The organism is Amycolatopsis sp. NPDC089917, assembly GCF_040684635.1.
Taxonomy (GTDB): domain Bacteria; phylum Actinomycetota; class Actinomycetes; order Mycobacteriales; family Pseudonocardiaceae; genus Amycolatopsis.
This window is the reverse complement of the sequence record NZ_JBFBGL010000057.1, coordinates 48,595-54,874: the sequence shown is the minus strand read 5'-3', so window position 1 is coordinate 54,874 and position 6,280 is coordinate 48,595. Positions and strand designations below refer to the sequence as shown.

Here is a 6,280-nt window from a genome sequence, read left to right as displayed (position 1 = left end):
TTCGGGTTAGAACCCGAAACGCCACTCACGACCACCGGCACCGAACACCCCACCGCGTGGTCTCACTGTCCACTTCTGTCAGTGATCCAATGAGCCTAGTGGTGGACACCCATTTGAGTTAGTGGCCCGGCACTCTGCGCGTTAGTGGAGCGGAATTGATTACACTAAGTGCGGAATTGTGGACACTTTGCGGTCGTATTGGCCTTCGTGTAGCGCGATCGTAACCTCGCGTGCTTAAGTGCGGGCTGAGTTCCCGCTAGTGTCGGCGGGCACACCGATCGTCCGCGGAGTTCGAGTTCCCGATCGACGCCGGCGGTGCCTAAACACCGAAATTCTCCTCAAGGGGTGCCAGATGCAGCAACTGCGGGTGACCCGAGCACGCCGTGTGGCCCTGATCGGGCTTGCCGGCGCACTCGCGGTCTCCATTTCCGCCTGTGCCGATTCGAAGCGTGAAGAAGGCGCAGGGGGTGGCTCGGGAGGCACCATGGTCTTCGGCGCCGCCGGTAACCCGAAGACTTTCGACCCGCTCTTCAACGACGACGGTGAGACCTTCCGCATCATCCGCCAGATGATGGACACCCTGATCATGAACAAGCCCGGCACCGCGGACCTCGAGCCCGGCCTGGCGGAGAAGTGGGAAGGCAGCAACGAAGGCAAGACCTGGACCTTCACCCTCAAGAAGGGCGTGAAGTTCCACGACGGCACCGCGTTCAACGCCGAAGCGGTCTGCTTCAACTTCAACCGCATGTTCAACATGAAGGGCGCGGCGGCCCAGAGCCAGATGATCTACTACGGCGACGTCTTCGAGGGCTTCGCCAAGAACGAGGGTGACGCCTCCGGCGACCCGGTGTTCAAGGACTGCCAGGCCAAGGACGAGTCGACCGCCGTCCTGAACCTGAACAAGGCCAAGGGCGCGTTCCCGGCCGCCTTCACGCTGCCGTCGTTCTCGATCCAGAGCCCGGACGCGCTGAAGAAGTACAACGCGGACCAGGTCACCCAGAGCGGTGACTCGTTCCAGTACCCCGAGTACGCGCTGAAGCACCCGACCGGTACCGGCCCGTTCAAGTTCGAGAGCTGGGACCAGGCCAAGGGTGAGATCACGCTGTCCAAGGCGACCGACTCGCCGACCCAGACGGCCAAGCTCGACAAGCTGATCTTCAAGGTCATCCCGGACGAGAACGCCCGCAAGCAGGCGCTCAAGGCCGGTGACATCCAGGGCTACGACTACCCGTCGCCCGCGGACTACGGCCTGCTGCGCAACGACGGCGAGCAGGTGCTCATCCGCCCGTCGTTCAACATCCTGTACCTGGGCATCAACCAGGCGAACAACCCGAAGCTGAAGGACCTCAAGGTCCGCCAGGCGCTGGCCTACGGTCTCAACCGCGACCAGTTCGTGAAGTCGAAGCTCCCCGAGGGCGCCGAGACCGCGACGCAGTTCGTGCCGAAGGCGATCGACGGCTACAACGAGAACGTCACCAAGTACCCGTACGACCTCAACCGCGCCAAGCAGCTTCTGAAGGAAGCCGGCGCCGAGGGCATGACGCTGAAGTTCTACTACCCGACCGAGGTCTCCCGGCCGTACATGCCGAACCCGGCGGACATCTTCACGTCGCTGTCCGAGGACATGAAGGCCATGGGCATCAAGGTGGAGCCGGTCGCCAAGCCGTGGAACGGTGGCTACAAGGACGACGTGCAGAAGGCCGGCAAGCAGGACGTCCACCTGCTCGGCTGGACCGGTGACTACAACGACGCCGGCAACTTCGTCGGCACCTTCTTCGGCCGCAAGAAGGCCGAGTTCGGCTTCGAAAACCCCGAGCTGTTCTCGGCGCTGGGCGCCGCGGACGCCGCGCCCGCCGGTGAGGCGCACACCAAGGCGTACCAGGAAGCGAACCAGAAGATCATGGAGTACCTGCCCGCCATCCCCATCGCCTACGGCCCCCCGGCGATCGTCGTCGGCCCGAAGGTGAAGGGCCTGGTGGCCAGCCCGCTGACCGACGAGCGCTTCTACACCGTCACGGTCAACTGATCCACCACCACTAAGCCACCAGGGGGTGGGCGCTACCGCGCCCGCCCCCTGTGGCCCATTCCCGGGCTGGCAACAAAGGAACGCACGTGCTCCGTTTTCTCGTGCGTCGGCTGCTACAAGCGATACCGACGCTCTTGATCCTGTCCATTTTGATCTTCGCCTGGCTCCGGTCTCTCCCCGGCGGCCCCGCCGGCGCCCTCCTGGGTGACAAGGCGACCCCGGAGAAGATCGCCGACCTGAACCGGATCCTCGGCCTCGACGATCCGATCTTCGTCCAGTACTTCAAGTTCCTCGGCCGGGCCATCACCGGCGACTTCGGCAACTCGCTGGTCTCCGCCCAGCCGGTCATGTCGGAGATCGGGAACTTCCTTCCCGCCACCATCGAGCTCGGCTTCTGCGCGATGCTCATCGCGGTGGGTCTCGGCATCCCGTTCGGCTACCTGTCCGCCCGCTTCCGCGGCGGGGCCGTCGACAACGTCATCATCGTGCTTTCGCTGGTCGGCGTCGCCGTGCCGGTGTTCTTCCTCGGCTACATGATGCAGGACCTGCTGGCCGCCCCGCTGGGACTTCCTTCGCAGGGCCGTCAGATGGCCGGTCTCGACGCCACCACCGTCACCGGCTTCGCGGTCTTCGACGGCATCATCACCCAGGAATGGGACGCCGCCTGGGACGCGATCCTCCACCTGATCCTCCCGGCGTTCGCGCTGGCCACCATCCCGCTCGCGGTGATCGTGCGGATCACCCGCGCGTCGGTGCTGGACGTGCTGAACGAGGACTTCATCCGCACGGCCAACTCGAAGGGCCTGACCCAGCCGATCGTCCGGCGCCGTCACGTGCTCCGCAACGGCCTGCTGCCGGTGGTCACCACCATCGGCCTGCAGACCGGCGCGCTGCTCGGTGGCGCCGTGCTGACCGAGCGGGTGTTCAACTTCCGCGGCCTCGGCTTCCTGCTCGCCGAAGGCATCGAACGGCGTGACTATCCGCGCCTGCAAGCGCTGCTGCTGTTCGGCGCGCTGGTGTACGTGCTGGTGAACATGCTGGTCGACGTCTCGTACGGGCTCATCGACCCGAGGGTGCGTGTCCGATGAACACATTGCTGAACAAGAAGAAGGAGCCGATCGACAAGCTCGCCGCGTCGACGGCGAAGGGACACAGCCTCGGCGGCGAGGCGCTGCGCCGGATGCTGCGGAGCCCGGTGGCCATCACCGGCGCCGTGATCACCGGCCTGTTCTTGCTGGTGGCGATCTTCGCGCCGCTGCTCGCGCCGAAGGACCCCTACGAGCGGTATCTGCAGGACCAGGTCGCGCTCGGCCAGGGCATCATCCCCGGCGCGCAGCCCGGTTTCCCGCTCGGTGTCGACGACTTCGGCCGTGACTACCTTTCGCGGCTGCTGGTCGGCGCCCAGAACACGCTGCTGGTCGGTGTGCTCGCGACGATCATCGGGGTCGCGGTCGGCATGATCATCGGCGGGCTCGCCGGCGCGTTCGGCGGCTGGGTCGACACGGTGCTGATGCGCCTGGTCGACGTCATGCTGTCGGTGCCTTCGCTGCTGCTGGCGATCTCGGTCGCCGCGCTGTTCCAGAAGCCGAGCCAGTGGACCGTGATCGTGGCCGTGTCGATGGTCGGCGTGCCGATCTTCGCGCGGTTGCTGCGCGGTTCGATGCTCGCGCAGAGAAACAGCGACCATGTGCTCGCGGCGACGTCACTGGGCGTCAAACGCGGGACGATCGTGTTGCGGCACATGCTGCCCAACTCGCTCGGCCCGGTCATCGTGCAGGCCACGCTGACCCTGGCGACCGCCATCCTCGAAGCGGCGGCGCTGTCGTTCCTCGGTCTCGGCGACCCGGACCCGAACCGCGCGGAATGGGGCATCATGCTGAGCCGCAGCGCCCGGCAGTTCCTCGACATCCGCCCCGAGCTGGCGTACTACCCGGCCATCGCGATCATCATCGTCGCGCTCGGCTTCACGCTGCTCGGCGAGTCCTTGCGGGAAGCCCTCGATCCGAAGAACAGGCGGTGATCTTTCATGGCTCTCCTTGAAGTACGCGACCTCAAGGTCGTTTTCCAGCGACGCGGCGAGAAGCCGTTCACCGCGGTGGACGAGGTCAGTTTCGACGTCGAACCCGGCCAGACGGTCGGTCTCGTCGGCGAGTCCGGTTGCGGCAAGTCCGTGACCTCGCTGGCGATCATGCGGCTGCTCGCGAAGCGCGGCAACAAGGTCAGCGGTTCCGTGTCGTTCGAAGGCACGGATCTGCTTCGCCTGTCGGACAAGGAAATGCGGGACCGCCGGGGTCGTGACCTCGGCATGGTCTTCCAGGACCCGCTGTCCTCGCTGAACCCGGTCATCCCGATCGGGCTGCAGATCACCGAGGTGCTGGAACGGCACCGCGGAATGTCGCGCAAGGTGGCTTCGGTCGAGGCGGCCGAGCTGCTGGACAAGGTCGGCATCCCCGACCCGTCGCGGCGGCTTTCCGAGTACCCGCACCAGCTTTCCGGCGGGATGCGGCAGCGCGCGCTGATCGCGATCGCGCTGGCGTGCCGTCCGCGGCTGCTCATCGCCGACGAGCCGACCACCGCGCTCGACGTGACGATCCAGGCGCAGATCCTCGCGCTGCTGCGCGAACTGGTGCAGGACACCGGGACCGCGCTGATCATGATCACGCACGACCTCGGTGTCGTCGCCGGTCTCTGCGACGAGGTCAACGTGCTCTACGGCGGCAAGATCGTCGAGCGCGCGGAACGGCACGCGCTGTTCGCCGAACCTCGGCACCCGTACACGCACGGCCTGCTCGCCTCGATCCCGCGTCTCGACGCGGGCCGCGGCGAGAAACTGATTCCCATCAAGGGATCCGTCGCCGACAACATCCCGTGGGAGGGCGGCTGCGCCTTCGCGCCGCGCTGTCCGAACGCTCTCGGCGTGTGCCGGGAGGTTTCACCGCAGCTGACCCCCGATCGCGGTGGGCTGCTGCGCTGCCACAACCCGGTGATCCCGGCCGTGGCCGCACAAGGAGGGACCCGATGACGCACGCGGTACCGGCGCAGGAAGTGCTCCTGGCGGTCGAAGACCTCAAGGTCCACTTCCCGATCAAGCGCGGCATCGTGGTCGACAAGACGGTCGGGCACGTGTTCGCCGTCGACGGTGTCGATCTGTCCATCCGCAAGGGTGAGACCTACGGCCTGGTCGGGGAATCCGGCTGCGGGAAGTCCACTCTGGGCAGGGCGATCCTCCGGCTGACCGAGCTGACGGCGGGCAAGGTCGTCTTCGACGGCACCGACGTCGCCGGGCTCAAGGGCGAGGAACTGCGCAAGGCGCGCCGCCGGATGCAGATGGTCTTCCAGGACCCGATGTCCTCTTTGGACCCTCGGCAGTCCGTGGAATCCATTCTGACGGAAGGGATGAAGGCGCACGGCCTCGACAAGGACAAGGAAGCGACCGCCGCGCGGCTGCGTGAACTCCTTGCCGCCGTCGGGCTTCCGGAGTCCTCGCTGCGGAAGTACCCGCACGAGTTCTCCGGCGGCCAGCGTCAGCGCATCGGCATCGCGCGGGCGCTCGCGGTCCAGCCGGACCTGATCGTCGCCGACGAACCGGTGTCCGCGCTGGACGTCTCGGTGCAGGCGCAGGTCGTTAACCTCCTGGAGGACCTCCAGGAGAAGCTCGGGCTCACGTATCTCGTGATCGCGCACGACCTCGCGGTGGTGCGGCACATCTCCGACCGCATCGGCGTGATGTACCTCGGCTCGCTGGTCGAAGAGGCCGACGCCGACACGCTGTACGAGAACCCGCTGCACCCGTACACGCGGGCGCTGCTCTCGGCGATCCCCGTGCCGGACCCGACGGTGGAGGACACCCGGGAGCAGATCCTGCTCGCCGGTGACCTGCCCTCGCCGGCGCGGCCGCCGTCCGGCTGCCGGTTCCACACGCGGTGCCCGTGGAAGCAGCAGAGCCTGTGCGACACCGATCGTCCTCAGCTGCGGGAGATCGGCGCCGGTCACCGGGTCGCGTGCCACTACGCGGAGGACATCCGCGACGGGCGGATCCAACCGCACGCGGTCGAGGCGGAACTCGTCGGAGCCGGGGACCTGAACCCCGACGTCGGCGGCCTTCCGGACGTCGGCTCGGCGGCGGAGATCCTCTAGTCCCGCTTGAAGTACGTGAAGGCCCCCTTCCTTGCGCCTAGGTACAGGAAGGGGGCCTTCATGTACTTCCCGCATGAAGGAGCCCTTCACCGACTTCGCCTCGGCCGGGCCGCCGTA

Annotated in this window: 5 protein-coding genes; all 5 read left to right on the top strand. The window is 66.7% G+C overall.

Annotation, left to right across the window (positions count from 1 at the left end; translation table 11 throughout):
• The first annotated feature begins 484 nt into the window (after positions 1-484).
• The 5 genes from AB0N89_RS31870 (at position 485) to AB0N89_RS31850 (ending at position 6,163) form a co-directional block, all read left to right on the top strand.
• Positions 485-2,026 carry an ABC transporter substrate-binding protein gene (locus AB0N89_RS31870; protein ID WP_364212187.1) on the top strand — a complete coding sequence of 514 codons (1,542 nt, stop codon included), beginning with the start codon at positions 485-487 and terminating at the stop codon, positions 2,024-2,026.
• A gap of 86 nt (positions 2,027-2,112) precedes the next feature.
• Complete coding sequence (locus AB0N89_RS31865) at positions 2,113-3,114, top strand: ABC transporter permease (protein WP_093932294.1); 1,002 nt, start codon at positions 2,113-2,115, stop codon at positions 3,112-3,114.
• Positions 3,111-4,046 (top strand): ABC transporter permease, encoded by a 936-nt coding sequence (locus AB0N89_RS31860; protein ID WP_364212183.1) that lies wholly within the window; start codon positions 3,111-3,113, stop codon positions 4,044-4,046. Before AB0N89_RS31865 ends, AB0N89_RS31860 begins: the two co-directional genes overlap by 4 nt.
• 6 nt (positions 4,047-4,052) lie before the next feature.
• On the top strand, positions 4,053-5,048 hold the full coding sequence (locus AB0N89_RS31855) for an ABC transporter ATP-binding protein (protein ID WP_364212181.1): 996 nt from the start codon (positions 4,053-4,055) through the stop codon (positions 5,046-5,048).
• Positions 5,045-6,163: an ABC transporter ATP-binding protein gene (locus AB0N89_RS31850; RefSeq protein ID WP_364212178.1), complete on the top strand. Its 1,119-nt coding sequence runs from the start codon at positions 5,045-5,047 to the stop codon at positions 6,161-6,163. Before AB0N89_RS31855 ends, AB0N89_RS31850 begins: the two co-directional genes overlap by 4 nt.
• Positions 6,164-6,280: the final 117 nt, after the last annotated feature.